The sequence below is a fragment of the Nonomuraea sp. NPDC049750 genome (assembly GCF_040659625.1).
Lineage (GTDB): Bacteria > Actinomycetota > Actinomycetes > Streptosporangiales > Streptosporangiaceae > Nonomuraea.
Genome location: NZ_JBFANB010000014.1, coordinates 177,348 through 203,229 on the forward strand (window position 1 = coordinate 177,348; position 25,882 = coordinate 203,229).

The 25,882-nt window shown below is 69.0% G+C and carries 27 protein-coding genes and 1 pseudogene; 12 read left to right on the forward strand and 16 right to left on the reverse strand.

Annotation, left to right across the window (positions count from 1 at the left end; translation table 11 throughout):
• Positions 1-109: 109 nt before the first annotated feature.
• On the reverse strand, positions 110-2,341 hold the full coding sequence (locus AB0J16_RS32195) for a glycogen debranching N-terminal domain-containing protein (protein ID WP_358546121.1): 2,232 nt from the start codon (positions 2,339-2,341) through the stop codon (positions 110-112).
• Positions 2,342-2,464: 123 nt separating this feature from the next.
• Between AB0J16_RS32195 and AB0J16_RS32200 the strand changes: the two genes are divergently transcribed.
• From AB0J16_RS32200 to AB0J16_RS32225, 6 genes are all read left to right on the forward strand, one after another.
• Positions 2,465-3,484, forward strand: coding sequence for a LacI family DNA-binding transcriptional regulator (locus AB0J16_RS32200; RefSeq protein WP_358546123.1), 1,020 nt, complete (start codon positions 2,465-2,467; stop codon positions 3,482-3,484).
• 11 nt (positions 3,485-3,495) lie between these two features.
• The gene (locus tag AB0J16_RS32205) at positions 3,496-4,722 is read left to right on the forward strand and encodes an extracellular solute-binding protein (protein WP_358546125.1); all 1,227 of its coding nucleotides are present in this window, start codon (positions 3,496-3,498) and stop codon (positions 4,720-4,722) included.
• Entirely contained in the window at positions 4,722-5,729 is a 1,008-nt protein-coding gene (locus AB0J16_RS32210) for a sugar ABC transporter permease (protein ID WP_358546409.1), read from the forward strand. Before AB0J16_RS32205 ends, AB0J16_RS32210 begins: the two co-directional genes overlap by 1 nt.
• Complete coding sequence (locus AB0J16_RS32215; RefSeq protein WP_358546128.1) at positions 5,726-6,595, forward strand: carbohydrate ABC transporter permease; 870 nt, start codon at positions 5,726-5,728, stop codon at positions 6,593-6,595. Before AB0J16_RS32210 ends, AB0J16_RS32215 begins: the two co-directional genes overlap by 4 nt.
• A 217-nt stretch (positions 6,596-6,812) precedes the next feature.
• On the forward strand, positions 6,813-7,136 hold the full coding sequence (locus tag AB0J16_RS32220) for a PadR family transcriptional regulator (RefSeq protein ID WP_358546131.1): 324 nt from the start codon (positions 6,813-6,815) through the stop codon (positions 7,134-7,136).
• A complete protein-coding gene (locus tag AB0J16_RS32225; protein ID WP_358546134.1) occupies positions 7,133-7,993 on the forward strand; it encodes a hypothetical protein in 861 nt (286 codons plus the stop codon). The genes AB0J16_RS32220 and AB0J16_RS32225 overlap by 4 nt, the downstream gene beginning before the upstream one ends.
• Here the strand turns inward: AB0J16_RS32225 and AB0J16_RS32230 are convergent, their stop codons facing one another.
• The 3 genes from AB0J16_RS32230 to AB0J16_RS32240 form a co-directional block, all read right to left on the reverse strand.
• Entirely contained in the window at positions 7,994-8,761 is a 768-nt protein-coding gene (locus AB0J16_RS32230) for a DUF899 domain-containing protein (protein ID WP_358546136.1), read from the reverse strand. It lies immediately after the preceding gene.
• 88 nt (positions 8,762-8,849) lie between these two features.
• Entirely contained in the window at positions 8,850-9,182 is a 333-nt protein-coding gene (locus AB0J16_RS32235; protein ID WP_358187549.1) for a metalloregulator ArsR/SmtB family transcription factor, read from the reverse strand.
• Positions 9,169-9,603, reverse strand: a complete 435-nt coding sequence (locus AB0J16_RS32240) for an SRPBCC domain-containing protein (protein ID WP_358546138.1) — start codon at positions 9,601-9,603, stop codon at positions 9,169-9,171. Before AB0J16_RS32240 ends, AB0J16_RS32235 begins: the two co-directional genes overlap by 14 nt.
• 126 nt (positions 9,604-9,729) lie before the next feature.
• On the opposite strand from AB0J16_RS32240, the gene AB0J16_RS32245 reads away from it, so the two are divergent.
• A complete protein-coding gene (locus tag AB0J16_RS32245) occupies positions 9,730-11,184 on the forward strand; it encodes a carboxylesterase family protein (protein ID WP_358546141.1) in 1,455 nt (484 codons plus the stop codon).
• Positions 11,185-11,428: 244 nt separating this feature from the next.
• Here AB0J16_RS32245 and AB0J16_RS32250 read toward each other — a convergent pair whose 3' ends face one another.
• From AB0J16_RS32250 to AB0J16_RS32260, 3 genes are all read right to left on the reverse strand, one after another.
• Entirely contained in the window at positions 11,429-12,133 is a 705-nt protein-coding gene (locus tag AB0J16_RS32250) for a hypothetical protein (RefSeq protein ID WP_358546143.1), read from the reverse strand.
• 98 nt (positions 12,134-12,231) lie between these two features.
• Entirely contained in the window at positions 12,232-13,722 is a 1,491-nt protein-coding gene (locus AB0J16_RS32255) for a hypothetical protein (protein ID WP_358546146.1), read from the reverse strand.
• 297 nt (positions 13,723-14,019) lie between these two features.
• The gene (locus tag AB0J16_RS32260) at positions 14,020-14,841 is read right to left on the reverse strand and encodes a helix-turn-helix transcriptional regulator (protein ID WP_358546148.1); all 822 of its coding nucleotides are present in this window, start codon (positions 14,839-14,841) and stop codon (positions 14,020-14,022) included.
• A gap of 160 nt (positions 14,842-15,001) precedes the next feature.
• Between AB0J16_RS32260 and AB0J16_RS32265 the strand changes: the two genes are divergently transcribed.
• Positions 15,002-15,727: an alpha/beta fold hydrolase gene (locus AB0J16_RS32265; protein ID WP_358546150.1), complete on the forward strand. Its 726-nt coding sequence runs from the start codon at positions 15,002-15,004 to the stop codon at positions 15,725-15,727.
• Between the two features lie 43 nt (positions 15,728-15,770).
• Here AB0J16_RS32265 and AB0J16_RS32270 read toward each other — a convergent pair whose 3' ends face one another.
• The gene (locus AB0J16_RS32270) at positions 15,771-16,739 is read right to left on the reverse strand and encodes an HD domain-containing protein (protein WP_358546153.1); all 969 of its coding nucleotides are present in this window, start codon (positions 16,737-16,739) and stop codon (positions 15,771-15,773) included.
• A complete protein-coding gene (locus tag AB0J16_RS32275) occupies positions 16,736-17,065 on the reverse strand; it encodes a helix-turn-helix transcriptional regulator (RefSeq protein ID WP_358546156.1) in 330 nt (109 codons plus the stop codon). Before AB0J16_RS32275 ends, AB0J16_RS32270 begins: the two co-directional genes overlap by 4 nt.
• A gap of 246 nt (positions 17,066-17,311) precedes the next feature.
• On the opposite strand from AB0J16_RS32275, the gene AB0J16_RS32280 reads away from it, so the two are divergent.
• Positions 17,312-17,893, forward strand: a complete 582-nt coding sequence (locus AB0J16_RS32280; protein ID WP_358546158.1) for a DoxX family protein — start codon at positions 17,312-17,314, stop codon at positions 17,891-17,893.
• A 21-nt stretch (positions 17,894-17,914) separates the two neighbouring features.
• Here the strand turns inward: AB0J16_RS32280 and AB0J16_RS32285 are convergent, their stop codons facing one another.
• Entirely contained in the window at positions 17,915-18,712 is a 798-nt protein-coding gene (locus AB0J16_RS32285) for an NAD(P)H-binding protein (protein ID WP_358546161.1), read from the reverse strand.
• Between the two features lie 77 nt (positions 18,713-18,789).
• Between AB0J16_RS32285 and AB0J16_RS32290 the strand changes: the two genes are divergently transcribed.
• Positions 18,790-19,299 carry a helix-turn-helix domain-containing protein gene (locus AB0J16_RS32290; protein WP_358546164.1) on the forward strand — a complete coding sequence of 170 codons (510 nt, stop codon included), beginning with the start codon at positions 18,790-18,792 and terminating at the stop codon, positions 19,297-19,299.
• A 103-nt stretch (positions 19,300-19,402) separates the two neighbouring features.
• Positions 19,403-19,768: a hypothetical protein gene (locus AB0J16_RS32295; protein ID WP_358546166.1), complete on the forward strand. Its 366-nt coding sequence runs from the start codon at positions 19,403-19,405 to the stop codon at positions 19,766-19,768.
• Between the two features lie 177 nt (positions 19,769-19,945).
• Here AB0J16_RS32295 and AB0J16_RS32300 read toward each other — a convergent pair whose 3' ends face one another.
• From AB0J16_RS32300 to AB0J16_RS32315, 4 genes and pseudogenes are all read right to left on the reverse strand, one after another.
• Positions 19,946-20,449, reverse strand: coding sequence for a glycoside hydrolase domain-containing protein (locus tag AB0J16_RS32300; RefSeq protein ID WP_358546413.1), 504 nt, complete (start codon positions 20,447-20,449; stop codon positions 19,946-19,948).
• Between the two features lie 27 nt (positions 20,450-20,476).
• Entirely contained in the window at positions 20,477-20,743 is a 267-nt protein-coding gene (locus tag AB0J16_RS32305; protein ID WP_358546169.1) for a hypothetical protein, read from the reverse strand.
• 67 nt (positions 20,744-20,810) lie between these two features.
• Positions 20,811-21,059: pseudogene (locus AB0J16_RS32310) on the reverse strand (hypothetical protein); the annotation flags it as partial.
• Between the two features lie 70 nt (positions 21,060-21,129).
• On the reverse strand, positions 21,130-21,933 hold the full coding sequence (locus AB0J16_RS32315; RefSeq protein ID WP_358546172.1) for an SAM-dependent methyltransferase: 804 nt from the start codon (positions 21,931-21,933) through the stop codon (positions 21,130-21,132).
• Positions 21,934-22,366: 433 nt separating this feature from the next.
• Between AB0J16_RS32315 and AB0J16_RS32320 the strand changes: the two genes are divergently transcribed.
• Positions 22,367-23,398 (forward strand): 5'-nucleotidase, encoded by a 1,032-nt coding sequence (locus AB0J16_RS32320; RefSeq protein ID WP_358546175.1) that lies wholly within the window; start codon positions 22,367-22,369, stop codon positions 23,396-23,398.
• On the opposite strand, the gene AB0J16_RS32325 is transcribed toward AB0J16_RS32320, so the two are convergent.
• Both AB0J16_RS32325 and AB0J16_RS32330 read right to left on the reverse strand, forming a co-directional pair.
• On the reverse strand, positions 23,376-24,380 hold the full coding sequence (locus AB0J16_RS32325; RefSeq protein ID WP_358546178.1) for a superoxide dismutase: 1,005 nt from the start codon (positions 24,378-24,380) through the stop codon (positions 23,376-23,378). The two genes, AB0J16_RS32320 and AB0J16_RS32325, sit on opposite strands and share 23 nt — an antisense overlap.
• Positions 24,381-24,465: 85 nt before the next feature.
• On the reverse strand, positions 24,466-25,881 hold the full coding sequence (locus AB0J16_RS32330; RefSeq protein ID WP_225297993.1) for an L-fucose/L-arabinose isomerase family protein: 1,416 nt from the start codon (positions 25,879-25,881) through the stop codon (positions 24,466-24,468).
• Between the last annotated feature and the right edge of the window lies 1 nt (position 25,882).

A 25,882-nucleotide genomic window follows, 5' to 3' on the forward strand; every position in this document is an offset into this window, starting at 1 on the left:
ACTGGCCCCTCTGGGCCCACTGACCGTCAAGGACGCGGCCGGACCGGACGCAGCCGCCGGTCGGCGAGGGAACCGCAGCCCCACCGACCCCTCAAGGCCCACTGCCCCCTCACAGCCCCCTGACCGGCAGGCCGGGCTCGGTGACTTCGACCGACAGTTCGGGGTCGGCCACCTCGACCGACAGGCCAGGTGGGAGGCCCGTTACCTGGACTCCGCCTGCCCGGTCGATCGACACGGTCACGTCGGCGCCCGCCACCCGCAGGCCGCGCACCGCGACCGCGCCGAGCGGGGCCCCCGCCAGAGGACGCACCAGGACCTTGCCACCCGGTACGTCCGGATACAGGCCCACAGCCGTGTGCAGCAGCGTCACGGCTGCGGCGGCCGACCACGCCTGGGGACGGCAGGCGGCCGGGTAGGCCACCGGCTGGCCGACCGTGTCCCGGTCGTCGCCCGCGTGCAGCTCGGGCAGGCGGTAGTCGAAGCCCTCCGCCGCCGTCAGCAGGCCCCGCGCCAGCTCCGCCGCCAGCCGGCCATGACCGGTCCTGGCGAGTCCGGCGATGACGATGGCGGTGTCGTGCGACCAGACGGACCCGCAGTGGTAGGACAGCGGGCTGAACGCGCCGTCGTCCGCCGACATCGTCCGCAGCCCGAAGGCGCCGGACATCGCCGGGGTGCCCAGCAGCTCCGCCACCCTCGCCTCCTCCCCCGGCGACAGCAGTCCGGTGCCGAGGAGGTGGCCGATGTTGCTGGTCAGCGAGTCGACCGGCCGTTTGTCGCGGTCAAGGGCCAGCGCGGGAAAACCGCTCTCCCGGCCCGCCACCGACGCGGGAGGACCGCTCTCCCAGCTCCTGACCGACGTGGGATGGCCACTTCCCCCAGGCGCGAGATGACCACTCCCCCGCTCGGTGGCAGGCGCGGGGTGGGTGACCCAGAAGCGGGCGCGGAAGCGGTCGGCCATCGTGCCCGCGTAGTCCAGCCACCGCTCAGCCCCCTTCCGCCCGAACGCCGTCAGCAGGGCGGCCCCCTGGTGGGCGGCGGCGCAGGCGTACCCCTGGACCTCGGCCAGCGCGATGGGCGGCTCCGCCTGGCGGCCGTCGCGGAAGCGAACGGCGTCGCCCGAGTCCTTCCACCCCTGGTTGGCCAGGCCGTGGCCGGTGGAGTCGATGTACTCCAGGAAGCCGTCCCCGTCCGGGTCCGCGTGGTCGCCGAGCCAGCCGAGCGCCGCCTCCAGAGCGGGGAGCAGGGGCTCGATCTGGGCGGTGGGCATGCCCCAGCGCCAGGCGTCGTGCAGCAGGCCGATCCAGAGCGGGGTGGCGTCGATGGTGCCGTAGTAGGCGGCGGGCAGCCGCAGGTCGCCGCCGCTGTGCTCGTGGCGGCGCAGCTCATGCATGATCTTGCCGGGCGCCTCACCGGTGGCCGGGCCGACGTGGGTGCCCTGTCGTCTGGCCAGTACGCGCAGAGTGCTCGCCGCCAGGTCGGTGCCCAGGGGCAGGAGCATCCTGGCGGCCCAGAGGCTGTCGCGCCCGAACAGCGTCAGGAACCACGGCACCCCCGCCCCCAGGAACGTGTCACCCGGCTCACCGGTCTCGGCCAGCCGGAGGGAGCGCAGGTCTTCGAGCGAGCGGGCCGCCAGCCGTACGAGGCGGGCGTCGTCGGCCGTCACCTGCGGGACGTTCCACTCCAGCGGCTTGACCGGCGCGGTCACCACCGCCTCGGGGTCGTCGATCACGACGGCCCACCGCAGCGTGACGCGCTCGCCGGGCGCCAGCGCGACCTCCCACCGAAACCGCCCTTCGGTCTCCGGCTCGGCCGTGGCGTTCTCGGCGGTCGCCCGTACGCGGATGCGGCCGGACCGCCACTCCAGGCAAGCGCCATCGGTTGACGAGGCGGGCGTGACGGCGGCCGGAGGGGCGCTGCCGCCGGACTTCACCAGCTCGATCGGGGCGAAGTCGCAGCTCAGGTCGAGGGTGACGGTGGCCGTCACCGGGCGGGTGGCGGTGGAGGCGATCTCGATGAGCTCCGCCATCCGTCCGGGCGCGACCTCGCGGGTACGGTCGACGCGGACCGTGGGGTCGGCGATCGGGTCGCCCAGCCAGCGGACCAGCGACACGAACCTGGTACGGCCGGCGGCCTGCGCCGCGTGCCCCACCGCCTCCGGTTCCCTGCCGTCCACGGCCAGCTTCACCTGCGACAACGCCCTCGCGTCCGCATGGAAGAGGCCCTGCACCCCGGCCGCCCTGATCTGCCCGTCGGTCCCGCTCAGCGCGGTCGTCGGTGCCAGGACGGTGCTGACGAGGTCGTGCAGCAGCGGTTGCAGGCGGTGCGTGGCTTGGTCGAGCACGAGCGGCCCCCAAAATCTTGACAGGCGAATCATCCAAGGGAGATAGTTCGTAACACTCCGTTTACTTGAACGATCCAATCCTGCCATACCGCCGTTTGAACGTTCAAACCATTAGAAAGCGACATGATGCCCGAAAAGGTGACGATCGCCGACGTCGCGCGGCGTGCCAACGTCTCCCGGCAGACCGTCTCGAACGTCCTGAACTCCCCCGACCTCGTCCGCGAGGAGACGCGTGAGCGCGTACGGCAGGCGGTCGAGGAGCTCAGCTACCGGGTGAACCAGGCCGCGCGCCGCATGCGGACCGGCCGGTCACGGCTCCTGGCCGTCCGGATCGAGCAGACCCAGGATGGCATGAACGTGTTCGACCGGTTCCTGCACGGGCTGACCGAGTCGGCGGCCAAGGCGGGGTATCGGGTGATCCTCTACTCGGCCGACGATGACCAGTCGGAGATCGCCACGTTCGACGACCTGCTCGGGGCGTACGAACCGGATGCGTTCGTCCTGACCGGCACCCATTACGGCGATGTGCGCACCTCGTGGCTGGCCGAGCGGGAGCTGGCGTTCGTCACGTTCGGGCGGCCGTGGGGCATGCCGGAGGGCGGCGACCATCCGTGGGTGGACGTCGACGGCGCGGCCGGTACGGCCGCCGCCACCCGGCACCTGCTCGACGCGGGTCACGGGCGGATCGGTTTCATCGGCTGGCCAGAGGGCTCCGGCGTGGGCGACGACCGCAGGAGCGGCTGGGCCCGGGCACTCGAAGCCGCGAGCCTGACGCCGCGCGCGAAAAACTCCGAAGCGCGCACAAAAGATGGCGAGGCGGGCGTCCTGGAGCGGCGGACCGATGGGTCGGCGGCCGAGGGTGAGACTGCGGCGCGGGAGCTGATCGCCGCCGGCGCCACCGCCCTGGTGTGCGTGAGCGACTCCGTCGCCCTGGGCGCCATGCAGGCCGGGCCGGTGCCCGTGATCGGGTTCGACGACACGCCCGTGGCGGCCGCGATCGGCCTGACCAGCCTGAGCCAGCCGCTGTCGGACGCCGCCGTGCGCTGTGTCCGCGTGCTGACCCGGCTCCTCGAAGACGACAGCCCGGACAAGCCGGATCACGTACTGCTTCAACCCTCCCTGGTCATCCGGCGTACAGCGTGAAAGGAAACGCGATGAAACACCTCCCCCTGGCGACGCTCGCCGTACTGGCGCTGGCCGCGACCGCGTGCGGCAGCGGCTTCGAGGACAAGCCGTCGGCCGCGCCGCAGAGCAGCGGCCCGGCCTCGCTGAAGATCCTCATCGCCTCCTCCGGCGACCCGGAGACGACGGCGGTCAAGCAGGCCGCGGACGCGTGGGCGAAGGCGAGCGGCAACCAGGCCACGGTCACCCCGGCGCAGGACATCCACCAGCAGCTCGGCCAGGCGTTCGCCGGCGGCACCCCGCCCGACGTCTTCTATGTGGACGCCTCGCGGTTCGCCGACTACGCCAGTGTCGGCGCGCTGGAGCCGTACGGGGACAAGATCTCGAACCCGGACGACTTCTACCCGAGCCTGCGCACCACCTTCACCCGGGACGGCAAGTTCTACTGCGCGCCGAAGGACTTCTCCACGCTGGCGCTGATCGTCAACGACGGCCTGTGGAAGAAGGCGGGCCTGGCGGCGGCCGACGTGCCGACCACGTGGGAACAGCTCACCGAGGCGGCCGGCAAGCTCAAGGCCAAGGGCATCACCCCGCTGGCGATCGGCGACACCCGCGACCGGATCGGCGCGTTCATGGTGCAGGCGGGCGGCTGGATCACCAGCGCCGACGGCAAGCAGGCCACCGGCGACAGCCCGGAGAACCTCAAGGCCCTGGAGTACGTCAAGACCCTGCTCAAGGACAAGCTGGCCCAGTCCCCCAAGCAGCTCGGCGCGGAGTGGGCCGGTGAGGCGTTCGGCAAGGGCAAGGCCGCGATGACGATCGAGGGCAACTGGATCAAGGGCGCGCTGAAGGCCGACTACCCCGACATCCACTACACGGCCCACCCGCTGCCCGCCGGGGCCAAGCAGGGCACGCTGTCGTTCACGAACTGCTGGGGCATCGCGGCCAAGAGCGCCAACAAGACGGCCGCGATCGCCTTCGTCGAGGCGATGACCAAGGCCGACCAGCAGCTCGCGTTCGCCAAGGCGTTCGGGGTCATGCCGTCGCGGCAGTCGGCCAAGGACGCCTACGTCAAGGAGTTCCCCGCGGACACGGCGTTCGTGGACGGCGCCGCCTACGCCCAGGGCCCGGTCAACGCCGCCAAGATGGACAGCGTCCTGTCCGACTTCGACGCCGGGCTCCAGCAGCTCACCTCGCAGGACCCGAAGGCGCTGCTGGCCAGACTGCAGAAGAACACGCAGTCCGCGCTGGGCGAGTGATGCGCCGCAGCCGGGCCAAGGACGACGTGACGGGGTGGCTGTTCGTCGCGCCGGTCGTGGTGATCCTCGGGGTGTTCCTGCTGCTGCCGATCCTGATGGCGATGTGGGTCAGCCTCACCTCGTGGAACGGCCAGGGCAGCCCGTTCAAGAGCGGCGTGCCGTTCGTCGGGCTGGAGAACTACGGCCGCCTGTTCACCCGTGACGACCTGGCCCGCGAGAACTTCATGATCAGCGTCCGGAACAACGCCTACTACGTGGCGATCGTCGTACCGCTGCAGACGGCGCTGGCGCTGGGCCTGGCCCTGATCGTGAACAGCCGCCTGCTCAAGGGCAAGTCGTTCTTCAGGAGCGCGTTCTACTTCCCGTCGGTCACCAGCTCGGTGGCGATCAGCGTGGTGTTCCTGTTCATCTTCAGCAACTCCGGGGCGCTCACGCAGCTGCTCGGTTTCTTCGGCATCCAGGGGCCGCAGTGGTTCTCCGACGCCAGAGGGGTCATCCACCTGCTGCTCGGCATGGACACGCCGCCGGCGGCGCTCGCCGGGGCGGGACCGTTCGGCCTGTCGTGGTGGGAGTGGCTGTCCGGGCCGAGCGTGGCGATGTGCGCGATCATCGCGCTAGTGGTGTGGACGACGTCGGGCACGTTCATGCTGATGTTCCTGGCGGCGTTGCAGGACATCCCGGTGACGCTGGAGGAGGCGGCCGTGCTCGACGGCGCGGGGCGGTGGCAGCGCTTCCGGTACGTGACGCTGCCGATGCTCAGGCCGACGATGTTCCTGGTGCTGACGCTCGGGACGATCGGGAGCTGGCAGGTGTTCGACCAGATCTACGTCATGAGCAAGGGCGCTCCGGCCAAGACCACGCTGACCCCGGCGTTCCTGTCGTACCGGACGGCGTTCCGGGACTTCGACTACGGGGCTGGGACGGCGATCTCGTTCGTGCTGTTCCTCATCATCGTGCTGCTGACGCTGTTCCAGCGGCGCGTTATGCGGGAGAGGAGGATCTCGTGACGCTCCCGATTCGGGACAGGACGGCGGGGGGTGGGGTGCGCAGGCTCGCGAGCACCTTCACCGGCTACGCGATCCTGATCTTCTTCGCGCTGGTGTTCATCTACCCGTTCGTCATCCAGATCGCGAACTCGTTCAAGACCGAGCCGGACGCGGCCGCCTCACCGCTGTCGCCCATCCCGCAGCCGCTGACGCTGGCGGGGTTCGAGCGAGTGTTCAGCGGCACCGACATGCCGGTGTGGCTGGGCAACTCGCTGCTGGTGACGCTCGTGCTGACGGTCGGGCGGGTGTTCCTCGACTCGCTGGCCGGGTACGCGCTGTCCAGGCTGAGGTTCCGCGGGCGGGCGGCGCTCTTCGGGGCGATCATCGCGGTGATGGCCGTTCCGGGCGTAGTCCTCTTTATCCCGAAATTTCTGGTCCTCAAGCAGTTGGGGATGTATGACAGCTATCTGGCGTTGATCCTGCCGGTCCTCGTGGACGCGGCGGGGGTGTTCATCATGAAGCAGTTCTTCGACTCGATCCCGGCGGGCGTGGAGGAGGCGGCCCGGATCGACGGGGCGGGCGCGTTCCGCACGTTCTGGTCGGTAGTGCTGCCGATGGCGCGGCCTGCGCTGATCACGCTGACGATCATCTCGTTCCAGAGCGCGTGGAACGAGTTCCCGCACACGCTGGTGGCCGTCCAGAACCCGGCGCTGTTCACGCTGCCCCGGGGGCTGGCCGACCTGGTCAGCGGGTCGCTGGGAGGCGGCACGCAGTACCCGCTCAAGCTGGGGGCGGCGCTGCTCGCGACGATCCCGGTGGCGGTGATCTTCGTGATATTCCAGCGCCGCTTCGTCCGCGGCGCCAACGAGGGCAGCGACAAGGGCTGACCAATCGACAAGCACAAACCCTTCTCTTCTTGTACGGCACAGCCGCCCCCACCGCCACCCGCCGCACATGGCTCAGGACCTCCAGGAATACGGCCGCTGAACCCGCACGGCGCCGGGCGCCGTTACGCGCGCACGGGCACCATCTGGGTGGTTTCAAGGCTTCACATACTTCGCTGCCCGATATATCGTCGCCCGTATGGTTAAAAGATCGCCAGTGATGAGCGAGCCCACGTACTTCGTACTGGCCGCGTTACTCGATGGGCCTTCGCACGGCTACGGGATCATCAAGCGGGCCGAGGAGCAGTCCGGTGGGCGGGTGCGGCTCGCCGTCGGCACCCTTTACGGCGCGCTGGACCGGTTGGCGGGCGACGGACTGATCGCCGTGGACCGCGAGGAGACCGTCCAGGGCCGCCCCCGCCGCTACTACCGGCTGACCGAGGACGGACGTGCGGCTGTCATCAAGGAGGCGGCGCGGATGGAGCAGGCCGCCCGGGTCGTCACGGGACGGATCGCCCCGGCGTTGGGGACGGCACGGGCATGAGCGAGGCGTTCACCGAAAGCTGGTACCGGCTGTTCCTGCGGGCCTTCCCCTCCGGTCACCGTGCCGAATACGGCGCCGAGATCCTCGGCACGTTGATGAACGACTCGCCGCGCCGCCTCCCCTCGCCGCGGGAGACGGCCGCCCTCGTCACGGCGGGCTTCGCGGCCAGGACCCGCAAGGCCGCCGAGGGACCCGCACCATGGTGGGCCGACGGCGTACATCTCGGCCTCCTGACGCTGGCCCTGGCCAATCTGTCGTACAACATCGCCGACCACGCCTCCCCCTGGTGGCTGGCCACGTCGGCGGCGCTGGTGGTCGCGCTGCTGCGCGGCTGGGCGCGGGCGGCACTGCCTTTGGCCTTGGCCGTCGCGCTCTCGACCGGCCGGGCCATGCTCCTCGGGACCGAGGCGACGGGATGGGCGCCGTTCTTGGGCCCGGCGTACCACAACTGGGTCTCGTTGACGCCCTACGGCCTGCTGGCGGCCGGGGCCGTGGTCCTCGCGGTCAGCAGGAGGTCGCGCGGCCTGCGCACGCGACCGTGGTGGTGGCTGGCGATCCCGGCGGCCGCCTTCGTCCTCACCTACGCGCCCGGTTTCGTGGAGTACGGCGAGACCTGGCAGCTGGTCAGGGCGGGCATGGAAGGCGTCCTGCTCTTGACAGGGGTGTGGGCCACCACTGTCGCGCGCAGCCCGCGCTGGGCGTTGGCGGCGGCGATCTACGTCCTGCCGGGCTTGGCATCCGCGCTCACCAACCCACCGTCGAGCCTGCGGTACACGGCCTATTGGTCGGCCCTTGCGACGCTCCTGCTGATCATGGCCGCGACGGGATGGAGGCGCGCGGCCAAAGCCAGACAGTGATCACTGGCTGTCGTACTCGTCATGGCGGCGCCACCAGAAGCCGGTCTCGTTGCGGCCGAGTGGCGCGCGGTCGAGCCACTGGAACATGCCCCAGAGACCGTCCACCCCGCGCTCGTACGTCGAGTAGGTGTGATAAACGACGTCATCATCGAGCACGAACGCGCTCATACCGGGCCCTTGCTGCCGGTACGTCGGCCAGTCCGTCCCCACGCTCGACGCGAACTCGACGCGGATGGGATTCTCCTCACCCGACTCCGATGGCCGGACGTCCATCGAGCGGAAGTTGTACTCGACGACCCCCGACTGCCACTCCTCCTTGGTGTGCGTCACCCGGAAGTCGTAGTTGAAGTCGCTTCCGAACGATGAGGCCCAGGGGAAGCTCCAGCCCATCCGCCGCTTGTACGCCTGCAGCTTGGCGAGCGGGGCCTGCGACACCGCGCACAGCGTGACGTCGTGGTTGGCGAGGTGGACGACGGAGCCGTTGAAGCCGTCCGCGATCGCCGAACAGGACGGACATCCCGCCTGGTAATCGGGCCCGAACATGAAATGGTAGATGAGCAGCTGCGAGCGTCCCTCGAAGAGGTCGGCGAGGGACGCTGTGCCCTCATCGGTCTCGAAGCGGTACTCCTTGTCGACGCGGACCCAGGGCAGCTCCTGCCGCTGCCGCGCCACTTGGTCACCCTGCCGCGTCAGGGCCTTCTCGGCCTCGAGCAGCTCCAGCCGGGCCGCGAGCCACTCTTCACGCGCTCCGGTCTTGTGATCGATCATTGTCTTCTCCTTGTCGTTACCACGCGATCAAGTCACGGGCACCGGCGCCCGCGACACGATCCGATGTCGTCACGACTCCCCCTGCCCCTCACGTACCCAGATGCCGCCTGAGGGCGTCGAGACTGGAGTCCCAGTCACGGGCCAGCGCGGCGAGAAACTGCTGCGCAACCTGGATGGGGGCTGACTGGAGCCGGTAGCGGACGCGGCGCCGCTCGCCGGGCTCGGCGATGACCAGCCCGGCCTCGGCGAGCAGGCCGAGGTGCTTGGCGATCGCCTGCCGGGTGATCGGCAGGCCGGCCGCCAGGTCCGTCGCTGTGGCCGGCCCGCGGGACGCGAGCGCGGCCAGGATGCTCCGCCGGCTGGGATCGGCCAGCGCGGCGAAGACCTCTTCCGCGACGGCCTCCGGCTCACGCTCGGGCATCGAGGTATTCGACGAGCTCGTCCAGCTCGCTCTGCCATCCCTTGACGTTGCCGCCGTACGCGCCGGAGTAGAGGTCGTCGGGCAGTTGCGCGAAGCCGGATTCGACCACGGTGAGCCGGGTCCCTTCGGCCTCCGGCTCAAGGGTGAACTCGACATAGGTACGGCGCGGATCCTCGGCCGGCAGGCCGTTGATGCCCCACGTGTAGCCGAACACATGCGGCGGCTCAAGGCGCTCGATGCGCAGGTAGGCGTTGTGGCCACCCTCGAAGGTCAGCTGGGCGAGGCCGCCGACACGCAGGTCGACGGTCGCCTTGTGACCGAACCACGTGCCCAACCCCTCAGCCGTCGTGATCGCTTCCCACACCTTCGCGGGCGGGTGGGCGACGCTGATGCTGCGCTCGATGCGATCGGGAAAACCCATGACACACCTCCATCTGTTGCAACCATTCGGTTGCCACAACACTATGGCAACCATTCGGTTGCGTCAACCGGCCGGCGGGGTGGGCCGACTTCCGATGGCCCTTCGTCGACTGCTATGAAGGTCGCCGTGACCCTTGTTGAGACTCGTGCTGGTACGGTCCGTGGCGTCGATCTCGGTGATGTGCTCGTCTGGCAGGGGATCCCCTATGCCGCTCCCCCCGTGGGCGAGCTCCGGTTGCGGCCACCGCAGCCACCGGCGCCCTGGCAGGGAGTGCGGGATGCCACCGCGCCGGGAAACGCGGCCACGCAGTCCGTCCTGCCCGGTCTACCGGCGCCGGCCATGGACGAGGACTGCCTGTACGCGAACGTGGCGGCTCCTCCCCCGAACGGCCGGTTGAGGCCGGTGCTGGTGTGGGTGCACGGAGGTGGCTATCTCGCCGGCAACGGTACCGACATGTACGGTGACGGGGCGCTCTTCGCCCGCACCCATGATCTCGTCGTGGTCAGCTTCAACTACCGGCTGGGCAGCCTGGGCTTCCTCGACATCGGCGACTCCTCAAGCGTCTCAGGACTGCTCGACCAAATTCAGGCGTTGCGCTGGGTACGGGAGAACATCGCGGCATTCGGCGGCGACCCGGAGCGAGTGACCCTGTACGGGCTGTCCGCCGGCGCCAAGAGCGTGGCCAACCTGCTGGCCACCCCGCTCACCCGAGGGCTGATCCACCGGGCCGCGTCCAGCAGCGGCGGCGGCGACCACGTCGCCACCCCGGCGCAGGCCAAGGCCGTGACCGTACGGTTCCTTCGGGAGCTCGGTGTGAGCGCCGACCGAGTGCGCGAGGTGCCCGCCGCCGAGATGCTCGCGGCGCAGGACGCCATCGCCACCGGAGCGAAGGCCCTCTGGATCTGGCGGCCCGTCATCGACGGGACCGTGCTGTCCGGCAGGCCCATCGACGCCATCGCCGCGGGTGCCGCCGCCGGTATCCCACTGCTCGCCCAGACCTGCGGGAACGAGGGCGGCACCTTCCAAATGCTGGACGCCAGTACTGCCGAGCAGGCACCGAGGGTGCTGGCCGAGCTGTTCGGCGCGGCCGAGGCGGACACGATGCTGGCCGCGTACCGCGAGAGCCGACCCGAACTCGACGACACCGCGCTCGGCCTGGCCATCCTGAGCGACGAGCGGTACGGCATCCCCACAACCCGGCTGGCCGAAGCGCAGGCGCGACACGCCCCGGTGTGGCGATCCCGTTACGACGGCCCCTTTCCCGGGGTACCCGCCACGACTCCCCTGGGCAGGCTGCTACGGGGCGGGCACAGCGCGGACGCACCGATGATCTGGCAGTCGACCCCACTCACCGAACCCGCCGACCAGGCCCTGTCGGCAGAACTGCACGACACCTGGGGGCACTTCGCCCGGGGTGCCGCGCCCGGCTGGGCACCCTACGACGCCGAACACCGCCAGACCATGATCTTCGACGCCGGCCAGAGCCGAGTCGAACCCGATCCCCGACCGCTCGAGCGCCGCGCCTGGAACGGCCGCACCTGGCCTTCAGGCACCTGGTGGCGCCTCGACGGCCTCACCTGAGACGGTCTCACCCAGCTCGAAGCGGATCCGAGCGGCTTCGTAAGCGGCTCCGGCGCCCGGACGGCTCATGATTTCGGCGCGCTTGTCGATCCATGCCTTGCGCTCGCCTCTCCCCATAACACGGGACGTTATAGCGCAGGAAAGCGCGGCGTCCATGAAATGAGAGATCAGCCCAGGTCACCGGCTATGCTCGCCCATTATGGCGACGGTCCCGTCCGACCCGGCGCCGATGGACGACCCTCTGTCAGCAGTCGTACACAGTGAACCAGTTGCTCGGGGCGCCATAGGCTCGCAGTCGCGCGGGGGCGTGGCGGGCCAGCCAGGCGGACAGTTTGGCGCGCTTGTCCTCCTCCTCATCCCAGGCGTCCCAAGGGAGCCGGTCTGCCGGCAGGTCGGACTCCCAGTGGGCCACCGCTTCAGCCAGGCGCTGGTCGGCGACGGGGTGGGCCACCGCCTCCCAAGCGGCCAGCCACGGGTCGAGCGTGCCAGACGCCTCGGTGCACAGCACGAGCACCTCATGCGCGGGCACGGCGATCTCGGATGTGGTGAGGCTGTACGTCCACCACGCGTGCAGGAATGCCCAGATCGCCGACACCTGCTCCGCGGGCCAATCCCGCCACTGACCACGAACGAATGAGCGACCAACCTCCTCCATGCCGGACAAATTCTCCACGTAACCGTCGACGAGGTCGGACGCCAGCTGGGGCAGGATGCGGCGCAGCACCGATCCATGGTCATCCCAGTCGGTGGCCCTCAAGGTGCGCCCCAGAAGGTCGAGGCTCAGCCACACGTCCGGCACCTTCAGACGAGCGAGGTCTTCCGCGCTGCCCCAATGGCACTCGCAGTTGTGCTCGTCGGGGCGGGCGGTCATGCCACGAAAGGTGGTGGCCACGCCCTTCAGCGCCGCGTCGAGGCGAAGGCCGGTGAGCGTTTGAGAGAGGTGCTTCATGGGCGTACGCCTTTGAGGGCTCCGGAAGCATGAGCCAGCCGAAGATCACTACCTTACCCTCCCGGCAGGAGCCGCGCTCGGACGGTCCTTCGTCGGATTCAGAGGAGGAACGGATCCGCCCGCCAGGCGTACTCCTCGGGTAGGTGGATGTCGGTCAAGGGGATCACTTGGCTGGTGGGCGACGTGCCGCGCGAGGTGACCAGCCCCAGCCGCTTCTGGCACAACGCGGTCGAGGGTTGCCTGAGAACGAGGCTGGTGTAGCCCTCTTTCCGCAGTTCGAAGCAGAGCGCCTTGATCAGCCGAGCGGACAGCTCCGCATGGTGGCGGGGTTCGACCAGGTGGATATAGCGGAGTTCGCAGACGTCGGGGGTCGGATGCCCCAGAACGGCGCCGATGACACCGAACAGCTCGCGCCGATGGTCCTGATCGAGGACCAGCAGGAGGCGCTGCTTGCCGGTGCCGGTGTTCTGGAAGATTTGATGGCGTAGTTCAGCCACGCTGCGCAAGCCGGTCAGCTCGGTCACCAACGGTTCGTCGTAGGGCTCGTAGTCGCGAACGCGGTCTGCCCAACGCAGGTGGAGATCCAGGTACTCCTCGTGCGCGCAGGGCATCATCCACCCGTGCTTACGCGTGCAGCCGGGATCCCAGTGGTAGGCGTAGTGGATAAGAGAGGCGGCCAGGTCGGGGTGGGCACTGGCCCAGATGTCGTCGAAGATGTACCAGGGCCGATGGCCGTTGAAGTCCGTGTGAAGGGCCATCTGCGCCAGGTGCTCGCCGACCTGGATGAGTGTCCGCTCGGGCAGACGACCGTTGTCGGGGGTGAAGCTGCGCAGGTGTTCCAGCGCCGTCTGGTGCGCCTGGTCGTGCGGCTCAGGGACATCTCTGGCTTCGCCGGCAAAACGGTTGAGACGTTCGAGGGCAGGTGCGATGCCGTCTTCGTCCGGGGCTACCAATGCTCTGAGATCGAGGAGGTGGCCGGGCCAGGTGTCCAGATTCTGGATGGGCCGGCGCAGTGCGGCGCCGAGTTGAGGCAGTCGCACACCGGGAAAAGCGTAAGTCCGATCCCAGCCAAGGGTGTCGTGCCTGGCATTTAGAGCAGTGAACAGCAAGTAAGTGGTGCCAACATCGCCAGCTGTTGAGGCGGCGAGCTCCGCGCAGGGGAAGGGCGCGACGAACGGCGTCGGGCCGGGAGCAACGGCGTCGGGCAGCGGCCAAGAGGGGTGGACGGGGTAGGCCCAGCGGTCCGGCTGCTCAGCGACACGGGCGTCGTCGACGAAGTAGAACGCTTCCTCCAGATTCGTGCCCATGCTGCTGATGCGGATGCTGTGGGCATCGATGTGCAGCTCATTGTCGGCCCACAGCTGCATCCGAATCCGGCGGCGTAGTTCGACCATGTCCTCAGGAGGGGTGTCGCCGCATTCCCTCAGCCATTCCAACGCGTAGGGTGCGTCGTTCAGGTCGGAGTGCGCCCGGTCGAGGCCGTCCGGCTCCCACAAGCCGCGAAACCACTCAAAGACGGTGGGGCCGGGCACGTGCTGGACTCTCTTGCACAGCGGCCCGGCTTCCCAGTCGCGATGGATGAAGTACATCAGACGTGGACCCCTGGGGTGATGACGGCGTGGCCGGCCATGTCACTGACCTTCCGGGTGCGTGATTGGATGTTCGCGGTCCAGCACCCGGTCAACAGTGGCGCGTGCGACAGAGAACACCTCCATCCATGCCAGGACCTCACCGTCGCGCACACGAGTACGGAACAAGACGCACGGTAGCGCAGAGGACGGACAAGCTGGTGCTACCGTCCTCTGCCCAGATTCCCGAAAGCTTAGGACGCCTGTGCGGAAAGTGACATCGCCTCCACCCGGCCAAGCGACTGGGCACAGTCGGGGTCATGTCCGCATGACGGACGCGAGGAGCGCCAGCTTGTCGGCGCTGTCGGTGCCGGGGTCCGGGTGGAGGACCACCAGTGTCTGGCCTGTCGCGCCGCTGACGACCAGTCTCTCCCGGTTCAGCCTCAGGCCACCGAGCTGGGGGTGGTCGATGTGCTTGGGTGTGCCTTCGCACGTGTTCACGTCGTGGCGGGCCCAGAGCCTGCTGAAGCGAGGGCTGGCGAGGGAGAGCTCGCCGACGAGCTCGATGAATCGGGGGTCGTCCGTGTCGGTGCCGACGGACTCGCGGAAGCCGGCTACCATGCCCTGCGCGGCGTCCTCCCAGTCCGGGTAGAGAGCCTGCTCGGCGGGGTCGAGGAACACGTCCCGCAGGCGGTTGCCCCCCGCCACGAGCCGCGGTGACAGAGCGGTCGCCAGCGCGTTGGCGGCGAGGACGTCGAAGTAGCGGCCCTCCACGTACGCGGGGAGCGCAAGCGTGTCGACGAGCTTGGCGACGCCCGGAGGGACAGTCTCCTTCCGGGAGCGCCGCCGACGCCGCCGGGGCTTGTCCGCCCCGAGGCGTAGCAAGTAGGCCGTCGCGTCGTCGTCGAGCAGCAGCACGCGGGCGAGCGACTCGAGGACCTGCGCGGAGGGGTTGCGGTCGCGGCCCTGCTCCAGGCGTAGGTAGTAGTCGGCGCTGATGCCGGCGAGCATCGCGACCTCCTCCCGGCGCAGGCCCGACACGCGCCGTACGCCCACGGAGCGAATACCGGCCTGGTCAGGAGTGACGAGCTCCCGGCGGGCGCGTACGTAATCGCCAAGAAGGTTGGATTCGTCGCTCATGTCCCCAAGGTAGTTCGCGCACCTTCGTGCGTGCCTGGTCCTGTCACCCCCAGGATCGCGGGGGCGCTGGCTCCGTCGGCGGGTGAGCGGAAATCTCGCTTCCGGCACGAACACCGGCGATATCGGCCGGTGGTCCCTCCCGCGAGCAAGGAGCTACACCATGTCAACATATTTGCTGGTACACGGGGCCTGGCACAGCGGGCAATGCTGGGAGCGGGTGGTCCCGTTGCTGGCGTCGGCCGGGCATCGGGTGCTCACGCCGTCGCTGACCGGCTTCGGCGACAAGGCGCATCTGCTCGGCCCCGAGGTGGGGCTGGACACGCACGTCGACGACATCGTCAGGGTGATCACCGAGGAGGGCCTCACCGACGTGATCCTGGTGGGCCACAGCTACGCCGGGCTGGTCATCTCGTCCGCCGCCAATCGGATCCCGGATCGGATCACCCATCTGGTCTATCTCGACGCGATGGTCCCGGAGGACGGCGAGAGCGCGATGGATGTGCATCCCATGACCCAGGCCCTCATCGACCGTGCCGCGGAGTCCGGGGTCGGGTGGCGGATCCCGCCGATGCCCGAGTTGCCGCCGCCCCTTGGTCTGTTCGGGGTCACCGAACCGGCGGACGTGGCGTGGCTGCGGATGATGTTGTCGGATCAGCCGGTGCTCTGCTTCCGGCAACCGGTACGGCTGGACAATCCGGCCGTACGCACGATCGCGCGGACGCACATTCACTGCGTCGCCCGCGCACCGGAGGGCATCAAGCGGCGGCCCGTCCCAGCGATCCAGCCCAACGGCAGCCCGGCACAGGTGTGGGAACTGGAGACGGGCCACGATTGCATGATCACCATGCCGGCCGAGCTCACCGAACTGCTGCTCAAGCTCGGCTGACCCGCCCCGCAGACGGTAGATGCGGGCAGAGCGATAACCGCCCTTAGGTGGGCTCGGCCGGTTGATCAAGACCGAGCTTCGTGCGTAGGCGGGTGACGCCGGCGTGGAGGGCGGGGGGCACCGTGATCAGGATGGCTATGGTGGCGCCGAGGCTGTTCCGGGCGGTTTCCACGATCATCCAGCCGAGCAAGACGGTCAGTGGGGTCCAGGTGCGCAGGTCCGTCCGTAGGATCCAACGGAGAACGGACAGCAGATGATCGGCCGGCATGTGCCGTATGGGGCGGCGCAGGGTCAGAGCCAGAGCGGGCATGCCGAGAGCCAGCCTGAGCGCGAAGCGGGTGCGGGCCCGCGGGTCCCCCAGCACGTCGAGCTCGCCGAGCCATTCGTCCACATAGCTCGCTCTCACCGCCGCCGGGAGAAGCAGCGCGCCGAGGACGAGCACCTGGTACGTCGCGCCGGTGTCCCCGAGCAGGTGGGTCAGGCGGCCGCGGGCGATCGATTCGAGTTCGTCCGCGATGGCGCGCAGGCCGAGGTGCCCGGCGAGCGGTGCGATGATGTCCAGCGTCTGCTTGCTCTTCAGCCGCTGTTTGTCCTGGTCGAGGTGCTGGATGGTGCGCATGTTGTGCAGCCGGTCGAGCACCTTCAGGGCGAGGACGCGGTTGTCCGCGGCGTCGATGGCCGCCTGATCGTGCCTGTGGTCGAGCTCGGTCATGCTCTGGACCAGCGTGGTGATCTCGTCGCCGAACTCCGCGCGGAGCTGTGCGGCGTCACATCCGGTGTCCTCGATGACATCGTGGAGCAGGGCGGCGCAGACAGTGGCGCAGTCCAGACCGGCGTCGATCGCGATCTCCGCCACGGCGACGGGGTGGGTGATGTACGGGTCACCGCTCTTGCGCACCTGGCCCTCATGGCAACGGGCGGCGAACTCGTAAGCACGCTGAATCCGGCCACGCTCCACAGCCGTCGATTCGGCGGGCAGCCGAGCCAGCAGCGGCTCCAGCAAGCCGGTCATGACGTCACCGGCCGGAGGTTCACGGCGGGTCCGCGGGACCGCTCGGCTCGCTCGAGGGCGGCGCGAGCCCGGAGAGCGCCCTCCTCGGTCAGCGTGTAGTAGTAGCGGGCGCGGCGGCCCTGCGCCAGGTGCTCGGCCGCAGACTCCTTGTGGCGCTCGATCCAGCCGAATTCGCGCTCCAGCCTGGCCAGGATCGGGTAAATGGTGCCGCTGGGCTGAGCGGTCTTCTCGCACAGTTCCAGCCCGTAGCGGCGCTTGGTCGGGTCGGACAGCATCTCTTCCAGCACGAGCATCGTCTGCAGGGTCATCCGCGGACCATCCGTCATGTGTAGAACTCTAGATATCCAACACGGACCGTGACATTACCTCGCGGGTGACAACCATGTACCGCGCGCGCCACGAGAGCCGTCCCAGCCCGCGGCCACGGCACAAATTCCTGTTTTCGCAGCTGGACCGCGTCTCGCGTGTCCCACCGTGTCCCACGGACGCCGCGCCCGACCTTGCTGCGGTGGTCGGATGAGTCCTGTCACCACGTACCAGCACCAACCCGATGAGAAAGGCAGTGACAGGACATGGGCCAGCACGTAAGCGACGGCGTTAAGGACGACGGTGTTAAGGACGTCGAGCAGCAGCCCAAGGGGCGCGGAATGAGGTTCACGCTCAACGGCGCACTCTGGTCGCTTCAAGCGTTGTTCGGCTTCTTCTTCGCCGGCAGCGGTTTCGGCAAGGTGCTGCTGTACGACGGAGCTCTGTATGCGGCGGCGCCCCGGGCCGTGGCGTGGTACGCCGCCGTGCCGCAGCCCCTGATCGTCTTCATCGGAGTCTGTGAGGTGCTTGGCGGCGTCGGCCTGATCCTGCCGGCGATGACGGGAGTCAAACCGAAGCTGACGCCACTCGCCGCCGCCGGCCTGACGCTGACAATGATCCTCGCGGCTGGTTTTCACATCACGCGCGGCGAATACGCATTGGTGCCGGCGAATGTCTTGCTGGGCGGCGTTTCGGCGTTCATCGCGGTCGGACGGGGGAAACTGCGGCCCGTCGCGCCCGCGACCATCACCACCTCACGCGTACTCAAGTCGTTGGCGGTCCTCGGCGTGCTGGCCCTGCTGGCTTTCGCTCCGACGTGGTACACGATGACCAACGTCCAATTCTGATCGCTCCGCCGGGGCGCACGTCTACCCGAGGAACTCCCGTAGCGATCGCGGTTCGCGGCCCAGGATGTCGGCCACGGTCGTGGTCGTGCTCGCCCAGCGCCCATCCCCGATCTGGGCCATGAGTTCGGCCAGGTCACGGGCCGCTGGGGCGGGCATGCCGCGCTTCTCCAGGTGAACGGCGGCCTCCTCGACCGACTGGTCCACATAGCGTACGGTCCGGCCGAGTGCTCGGGTGAGCTCGGCGGCGATCTCGTCGTGCGTAGGCGCCACCGGGCCGGTGAGCTCGTACGTGGCGTCGGTGCCGACGGGACGCGTGAGCAACGCGGCCGCCACCGCCGCGATGTCCCGCGCGTCGATGTAGCCGACCCTCCCTCTGCCGTACGAGCCGAAGATCCGCCCCTCCTCGTCGACGTCGCCCGCGAGATTCTGCATGAAGCCGACGGGCGCCAGGATCGACCACGGCACCCCCGACGCCTTCAGATGCTCGTCGACCTGCCCGTGCATGCCGAACCCGAGCAGGCTGCCCGACGTCACGCCGTACACGGACACGGTCACCACCTGCGCCACACCCGCCGCCGCCGCGTGATCGATGACCGCCTTGTGTGCTGCCACGAAGCCCGGCCACAACCCGCTGTTGAGAAAAAGCCTGTCACCCGGCTCGAGCGGGATGCTCTCCGGCCGCTCCAGGTCGCCGACCACGTACCCGCAGCCCAGCTCCTCACCCTGTTCCGCGCGCCGTACCACGGCTCGCACCGCACCGCCGAGTTCCTCGACCAGCGCGCGCCCGATCGTGCCCGTCGCACCCGCCACCATGATCATCGCAACCTCCTAAGTGGAATGTCAGATTCCGGTTGTATACTAAGCGGAAGCCTGTCGTCCACTTCAACGGGAGTTCAATGCGCGCCGATGCCCGCCGCAATCGGGACAGGATCTTGGAGGCGGCCCGCGAGGCTGTGGCCGAGCGCGGCGCGGACGCGCCGATGGAGCTGATCGCCCGCCGGGCCGGGGTCGGCGTCGGCACGCTCTACCGCCGCTTCCCCGACCGCGGTGTGCTGCTCGCGGCCCTGGCGGAGCAGTATGTTCACGAGCTCATGGACGCCCTCGACCGCGCCGTGGCGGCCGAGCCTGACGCGTGGTCGGCCATTCGCGCCTTCGTCGTCTACAGCGTGGAGAAGGGCCGCGGCGCCATCGCGGCCGCGCTGGCCGGGACCACCGCGCCGCAGGCGAGGCAGGCGCTGGTGCGTCGGCTTGATGAGCTGGTACGACTGGCGCAGGCGGACGGCGCGCTGCGACCAGATGTCGGCACCGATGACCTCATGGAGTTGCTCAACGTGTTCGCCTGTCACCCCGACGTCATCCCGAAGCGCTTCCTCCCCCTCATGCTCGACGGCCTCGACCGGCGTTAGCCTTACCGCCGCAGCGGGGAAAGGCGATGTCATGAAACGCGAGTAAGCGAGAGCGGAGTCGATGAGCATGCACAGGGCCGGCCTGGGGAGCAGAGTACTCGCGGTGGCCGGCCTCTTGCTGGTTTCGGCGGGATGCGGTACATCGGCGTGGCGCGAGGTTGAAAACGTGACGCTGGCACCCGACGGACGGATGCTGACCGTGCAGGTCGCGTTCAGCCGCCCTCCCTCGGATCCCGAGCAGTGCGAAGGTGTGGCCGACACCTCGGTGGAGGAATCCGCGTCGACGGTCGTCATCGGTGTTCTCGTAGACGAGGACATCTGCGATCGGCCGTGGCCATGGGAAGAACCGACGTACAGCATGTTGACCGCGTATTGGCATCGGGTGCAACTCCAGTTGAAGGCACCGCTGGGCAACCGGGTCGTAGTAAATACCGCGACCGAGAAACCCGTGGCGGTCAGGCCGCAGTAAGGGTAGGAGCGCGGCGGTCGTGCACGTGACAGGCCCGCAGTTCGCTGCGGGCCTGTCAACGCCCCGGCCTTTCCCACGTCGCGCCATGAACCACTGGGGACTGAACGTCGCCACCAGTACCCGCGGTTCGACTTCCGGAGCCGGATCGTCCTCCAGCAGATCACTCAGCCGGAACCGCTACGCCACCTGCTGCCCGGCGCGGGCCCGCTCCAACTCGGCGCCGGTCCTGCCGGCCTGATCACGTGCGGGTCGTGAGTGCGAAGATCTTGACGTTCGGCGCCGTGGGGCTGGTGAACGAGACCGCCTCGCGGGTCGCGTCCAGGTGTAGGTGGCGCTGGTGCCTTGGGCGAATCCGGCGTCGGAGGTGGCCGAGAACGGCCACAGCCAGGTGCCGTCGGCCTTGCGTGCCTGCTGGTAGCCGCCCTCCTGGCCGGCCGACGGGTTGAACGTGTTGCGCCACCAGCCGGCCCGGGGCATCAGCACGTCGTGTTCGCGGTCGCGGCCGAGCCGTCGTGCCCAGTCCGCGAGCGCGAAGTCGGCGGTCGCGTCCTCGAGTGTCTCCGCCGCGCCGCCCCAGCAGTGGCAGGTGTCCTGGGGGGCGTAGCCGAGCCGCAGGTATTCGGCGAGGTTGGGGCGCTGGCCCTCGCATTGTCCGGGGCAGCCCTTGGTATGAACCGTTATTCATATTCGCTAGGAAAACCTGGGATTCTACTCTGGGCCCGTAGTCCGTGCTGTGCTGGTGGAACGTGTGGTGACCGCGAGGTCGGTCTTGACGCCGGAGTCCAGCGTGACCGTGTATCGGCCGGGCCGTGCGCTCTCGTTGTCGTGGCTGAAGGTGCTCGCGTAGATCGCGTCTGTCGTGTCCGCGGTCGGTGAGGACGTGATCGGGCCGGCGAACGGCATGATCGGGATGTCGCCCGCGGCCCCCGGATGGCACCCCGCGCCGTTGACGTGGGTGAGCGCGAAGCCTCTCACGCGGGGGGGTGTTGTAGGAGTAACCGTTGGCGCCTGCGGCGTTGGTCTGGTCGCCCGCCGTGTTGGTCGGGCTCCACGAGATCATCCCGAACGGCAGGACTGCGCCGGGGTAGGTGTTGCCGCCGTTGGCCGATCCGATCAGCGGATCGACGTGGCGTACGGGATCGGTGACCTTGGCGGGAGAGGAGGTTGCGGCTGCCGGGACGGCGACGGACGTGCTGAGCACAGCGCCGAGGAGCGCGGCGGCGAGCCACGAACGGGGAGAGAACACCTCGTGATCACACCGGCCCACACTAACCGAGCCATGAACGCTCACGTAAACCTAGAAGTCCGGACAGATAATCCCGGACGGAAGCACGGTGATGTGCTCATTCCGCGATCACGGGTTACGGCTTGCGGCCGACGCCCCCGTACAGCCATCGCGTGGCCTCGGGGGCCAGGTCGTCCGGGTCGGGGTGCCAAGTGTCGATGGTGACCAGGCCGGGAGGCACCAGCTCGAATCCCTCGAAGAAGCGTGCGACCTCCGCGTGCTCGCGGAAGTAGATCGGCGTCGGCGTGGCCGCGTAAACAGCCTCGATCGCGGCCACCGCATCCGCCGGGTGACCGTCGCGGGTGACGTGGGTCATCGTGAGGTAGCTGCCGGACGGCAGGGAGTCGCGCAGCTGGGTCATGACCGCCTCCCGCTCGTCCATGGTCAGGAAGTGCACCATGGCGATCATCAGGACGCCTACCGGCTGGCTGAAGTCGAGGAGCTTGACGGTATGCGGGTGTTCGAGGACCTCGGCGGGGCGCCGCATGTCGGCGGCGGCCACGGTGGTGTTCTCGTCGGTCGCGAGCAGGGCGCGGCCGTGTTGCAGCACGACGGGGTCGTTGTCGACGTAGACAACGCGGGCGTCGGGGATGATCTCCTGGGCGATCTCGTGCGTGTTGCCGACCGTGGGCAGGCCGGAACCGATGTCGATGAACTGCCGAATCCCCTGCCTTGCCATGTGGCGTACGGCGCGGCGCAGGAACGCCCGGTTCTCCAGGGCCAGCTGGCGGACCTCCGGCATGGCCTTCTCGACTCGGCGTACGGCATCCCGGTCGATCTCGAAGTTGTCCTTGCCCCCCAGGTAGTAGTCGTACATCCGGGCGACGCTCGGCCTGGTGACGTCGATGCCGCTAGGTCCGCTTGCGCCGTGCTCCGTCATGAACGGCCTCCATCGCCTAGATCATTTCCCTGAAATTAGCGCAAACACCGGCAGAGCGCGCCAAGCGCTGATCGACCGTCGAAGCATATCGATCTTCTCGACCAGGACGTAGAGGACATTGACCAATATCTTTACACAACGCATGTGAATCGAGTCAGAAGCTTCAGCCGTCTCGCTGAGATCGTCAGGTCGATTCCACTCGCCGCCCACGAGCGGCCACCATCGTGGACATCGCCACTTTGGGGCTGGCGCACGGGAATGATCTCGATATAGTGTTCGATTCAACCGCTGATCACATCCACCGCCGTGCCGATTTCGAGTCTGAAAGGGAAAGTGTGATCGAATCCCCTGTCGGTTTCGGCGAAGGCGTGGACGATCAAGCCCGCGACACATGTCGCCTGTCCGCTACGAAGATCACGAGAAAGGAATGCCTGTGGGTTTATGGACTTCGGCAGGACGTCGTCTCGGGGGGCTGGTGGCCGTCGTGGCCCTGGCTCTCGGCGTCCTCGCCACGGAGGCAGAAGCCACCACGACGAACGTGGTGAGCAAGCTGGACATCGTCTTCGAGCGCACCACCGCGTCGAAGTGCCCGGTCACCTTCGACGTCCACGGCTACTTCGAGGGGCTGCCCTCGGGCGCGCAGACGATCGAGTACCGCCTCGTCGGCGCCCAGGAGTGGAAGACGCTCGTCATTCCCGCCGAACGCGACGCCGTCTACCAGGCCGTGCTGGAGACCGTCACGTGGGAATCGGCGTGGGACTCGCGTTACTACGCGGTCCAGATCGAGATCAACCAGCCCGACGGCCTGCGGTCCAACGCCCTCTACTACTTCAAGTGCGGCACTCCGCCATCCGGTGAGACGTTCGGTGTCGCCGCCGAGGACATCACCCGCACGGCGAGCGGCGGCCCGCTGGCCGAACTGGTGGCCGACGCGCAGCTCGCGTCGGTGCGGGCCAGGTCCGGCGCGCAGGTCGCGCTCGTCAACAGGTACGTCGTCAGAGCGGACCTGCCCGCCGGACCGATCGGCTTCGAGCAGCTGTGGAACGCGCAACCCGCCGGGCTGGCCATCAACGTGCAGACGATGACCGGCGGCCAGCTCAAGAAGCTGCTGGCCGCACCCAACGCGGCGGGCACGGTGCTGACCCCGTCTGCCGGGCTGCGCTACACCCTCGGTAGCGGGAAGGTCCTGTCGATGACGCTCGACGGGGTTCCGGTGAGGGCCGCGCAGGAGATCAAGGTCGCGGGCGGCTGGAGCCTCATCGCCGGCTTCGACGGCTGGCCGCGCTGGGAGGGGACGACCACGTACACGAGCGGTGCCGACGACACCGGGGCGCTCGCGTCCTACCTGGTCGCCCACTCGCCGGTGACGGCGCCGCCGGGCGACCGCGTCACCGTCCGCCAGCCAGGGGCCTGGCCGTGCACCCGCAGCGCGCACGGCCAGGTCAGTGGTTGCGTGGGGCCGTGATCGCGTTCACCGTGTACGTCGTGTCGGGGGCGGGAGTCGTGGTGAAGCGGGCGTTGGGCAGGTAGAGGCGGTTGCCGAACGACGCCACGGTGCTGGGGACGTCGAAGCGCGGGTCCGTCAGCCGGTTCACGACCTGGCCGGACGAGCCGTCGGCGGTCAGGCGGATGACGGTGACCGTGTTGAGCCGGTTCTGCACCACGTACAGTGTCCGGCCATCCAGCAGCAGGCCGTCGCCGTTGACCAGGGACTCGCCGCCCAGGTTCACCTCCGTGGTGACGCCGGTGGCGGGGTCGGTCTTGAAGAGCTTGCCGACGTTGGACTGGACGATGAGCAGGCCCTTGCGGTCGGGGGTCGGGGCTATGCCGTTGGCGTTGTTGCCGGTCGTGTACTGGATGGCGCCCGTGAGCGGCACCGATACCGCCTGGTCGGGCAGTGCGCCGTGCCGGCCGAGCGCCAGCTTGTACAGGACGGGGTTGGTGGAGTCGGTGAACCAGGCCGCGTCCCGCGTGAGCACGACGTCGTTGACGAACGACGCCCCGTTGGCCAGCGAGTACGACTTGAGCACCGCTCCGGTACGGACGTCGACCACCCGGGCGTTCCCGGCGGCGCCACCGGAGACGAACAGGCGGTTCCGCGAGTCGAGCTTGAGCCCGACCGAAGGGGTGCCGGGGCCCTTGCTGACGACGGCGCCCTGGCCGGTGCGCAGGTCGGCGCGGTAGATGTCGCCGTTCGCCAGGGAGCCGAGGTAGGCCAAAGGCCGGCTGCCGATCGCTATCCCCTCCGGCCGGAAGCCGTTGGGGAGCGCGATCGTGCCGGGTAGCGTGGCCGCCTGCGCCAACGTGCCGGGCAACGTCGCCACCTGCGCCAACGTGTCAGGCTGCGTGGCCGCCGACATGCCGGGCTGCGTGGCCGCCGACGCGGGCGCGCCGGGCAAGGTAGCGAGCAGGGCGCAGAGCGCGGTCGTGAGGATCGCTGATCTCATGCGGCCCACGATGCCCCCGCGCCCCAGCCCGGCAAAGGCCCAAAGAGCCGGTTCACAGCTATTTCTGAGGAAATAATGCGAAATGTCAGACTTCGACTACTTCCACGCCCATGAGGTCGGCCAGGGCGCGCAGTTCGGCGGCGCGGTGGCCGGTGCCGAGGGACCAGTGGTGGGAGATGCCGGTGGCGCTCCAGTCGTCCGTCCACTCCCCCGGATCGCGGCCGAAGTCGACGCGCGACGTGGTGTTGCCGATCTTGAGGTGCGGCCCGTCCACGGTCTCACCCTCCGACACGGCGAAGCCGAACCGGCCGTCACGCCGCTGAAGCAGCCCGAACGCCGTCACCGGCCCGTGCGCGACGTCGAACTCGACCGACACGCCCCATCCGCGCTTGCCGTGGAAGACGCCCAGGCCGCGCAGCAGCGGCTTGCGCGAGCTGATCGCCAGGTGGGCGGGCCCGTCGTGGCCCATCTCGACATGGCCGCGCAGGAAGTCGAGCGCCTGCAGCTCGGTGAACGAGCCGCCGCCGCCCAGCCGATCCATGATCAGCATGGCCAGCGAGGTCCGCAGCTCGTACTCCCCCGCCGCCGGGACGCCCCGCGCGGTGAGCAGGGACGAGCCGAGGATCATGCCCGCGCCGAGCCGTTCGTGGATCTCGCCGTCGAGCCCGCGGTGGTAGTAGGCGAGGCTGTCCAGCTCGAAGTCGGCCACCAGCTGGTCCAGCCCGGCCGAGACGCGGGCCGCCCACTCGAAGTCCTCGGGCACGACCGTGTCGGCCAGCTCGAACACCTCCCGCGCGAGCTCCATCCGCTCCTTGACCTGGGTGTCGGTGACCTTCTCGACGCGTACCCGCAGGTCGTCGAACTCCAGCACCTCCACGTGCCCGCCCAGGTTGACCGGCACCAGCGTCAGGTCGGTGGCGACGTCGAGCATGCCCGGGTAGAGGTGGCCCATCAGCCCGTGCCGCCCGTCGCGCAGCGTGGCCCGTACGCCCGCCGCCTTCACCCACCGCTCGATCCGCGCCCAGGCCCGCTCGTCCTCCAGGTAGCCGGACACCGAACGGAACGGGATCCCGGCCCTGGTGAAGGTGTTGGCCATCTCCGGCAGCGGGCACGCGCCGCAGTAGGCCAGCCACTGCCCGGTGTCGAACGTCTCGTGGTCCATCGACTCCGACGGCTGCAGGTTGATCAGCAGCACCGGCGCGCCGCTGCGCTGGGCGATCGGCAGCAGCATGGTGGCGGTCATGTAGGTGGTGAGGAAGCCGACGATGAGGTCGCAGCCCGCCTCCCGCAGCCGTTCGGCCGCGGCCGCGCCCTGCTGGGCGTCGGAGATGAAGCCGACGTCGACCACTTCGCAGCCGAGCGTGCCCATGCGCTCGGAGACTCGCGCGGACGAGCGCTCCAGTTGCGGCAGCAGGTCGGGGAACTGCGGCCAGTACGCGCCGAGCCCGCCCGCCACGAGCCCGACCTTGGTGGGCCGCGCGGGGATCCGTTCGAGCGTCATG